The sequence below is a fragment of the Frankia sp. AgKG'84/4 genome, from assembly GCF_023242965.2.
GTDB lineage: Bacteria > Actinomycetota > Actinomycetes > Frankiales > Frankiaceae > Frankia.
The window spans coordinates 1-1,697 of sequence record NZ_JALKFU020001038.1 but is presented as its reverse complement, the minus strand read 5'-3'; the positions used below and the strand labels follow the sequence as shown (position 1 = coordinate 1,697).

The window sequence follows — 1,697 nt, the reverse complement described above, 5'->3', positions numbered from 1 at the left end:
AGCACTACTCGGGAGAAGCAAGATGAACATCCTGGCTGCATGGGGGGCTGGGCTCGTCGGGCGCCTTCGGGTCGAGCGCGACCGCGTAGGCGCGCAGGGCGCCGCGTAGCTGGGCCATCGTGCCGGCGGCGGCGACCCCGTGGCCGGCGACGTCGCCGACGACGACGGCGACCCGGCCGTCGGGCAGCGGCACGGCGTCGTACCAGTCACCGCCGACCCGTCCGGCGGCCGCCGGGTCGTACCAGGCCTCGATCTCGAAGCCGGGGATGGTCCACAGCCGCTCGGGCAGCAGGCTCTCCTGCATCAGCCGGGTGAGGTCGGCGCTCTGGCGGGCCTGGCGGTAGGCGGCGCGGGTCAGTGCCTGGCGCAGCTCCTCGGCGAGCGCCCGTTCATGGGCCGACCAGGGCTGGGCCCGGTCGCGGACGACCTCGCGCCAGCGGTCGAAGGACCGCCGCGGGCTGAGCCGGACCTCGTCGCCCTCCGCCGCGATGATCTTGGCGTTGTGCGGGTCGCCGCCCCAGTCGACGGTGCGCAGCGCCTCGGGGCGGAACCAGGCGACGCCCTCGTCGCGGGAGAACCGGAAGGCGAGCATGCCGCAGGCGATGTCGCGGTAGTCGGCGAGATCCGGGAGATCCACCGGCACCGAGTCGTGCGCGAGGATCGACTCCTGGCTGCCGAGAGTGTCGAACACCCGGCGGGCGACCTCCCGCGGCGGCACCTCGCCGATCGTGCGGTACTCGCCGTCGACGGCGACCAGCGCCCCGCCGCCGCCGATCAGGTCGAGCAGGTTCGGGCTGCCCGTGGTGAGCGACGCGGCGATCGACGCGCCGTCGCGCTGCGCGGCGGCGACGAGTTGGTCGAGCACCCGACGGCTGGCGAGCGACGACGCGACGGTCTGCTCGTCCTCCCGCGACACCAGCCGCAGCGAGAACAGGTGGCCGAGGAACTCCGCGGCGGCACAGACCTCGTAGCCGGGCTCGTGCGGGCCGGAGTAGTGATGGCAGGCGATGAGGCCCCACAGTCGGCCGTCGCGCAGCAGCGAGATCGACATGGACGCGGTGACGCCCATGTTGCGCAGGTACTCCACGTGCATGGGGGAGACGCTGCGCAGCCAGGCGTCGCTGAGATCGAGTGGCTCGCCGGTGTCGGCGTCGAACGCCGGGACGACCGGGACCGCCCGGTAGTCGACGTCGGGGATCAGCCGCAGCCAGGAACGCTCGTAGAGGGCGCGGGCCTGCGCCGGGATGTCCGTGGCCGGGTAGTGCAGGCCACGGAAGCTGTTGAGGCGGTCGAGCTTCGCCTCGGCGACGACCTCGCCGTTCCACTCCGCGTCGAACCGGTAGACCATCACCCGGTCGAAGCCGGTGAGGCGGCGGACCTCCTCGACGACGACGCCGTAGAGCTCGTCGAGGGAACGGGAACCGTTCAGGCGCAGCACGGACTGCCGGGTCCGGGCGTAGGTGCCGGCGTAGGACAGCGGACGGGCCCCGCGGGCGGGCTGCAGCTCGATGACGATCAGGTCGCCGACCCGGTGCAGCAGCGCGTCGTAGCGGCGGACGTCCTCGCCGTCGCCGAGGGTGAGGTCGACGGGGCTCGCCTCGCGCAGGTCGAACGCCGTGCGCACCACGTCGAGAAGGGTCTTGGTGGCCGACCGGCCGGCCATCTCGCGCAGCGGGCGGCCGAGCACCCGCGCGGCC

At 73.5% G+C, this 1,697-nt stretch carries 1 protein-coding gene; it reads right to left on the bottom strand.

From position 1 onward, the window contains the following. Positions 1-4: 4 nt before the first annotated feature. A partial coding sequence (locus MXD58_RS27090; protein WP_250610729.1) for a GAF domain-containing protein occupies positions 5-1,697 on the bottom strand: 1,693 nt, incomplete at its 5' end.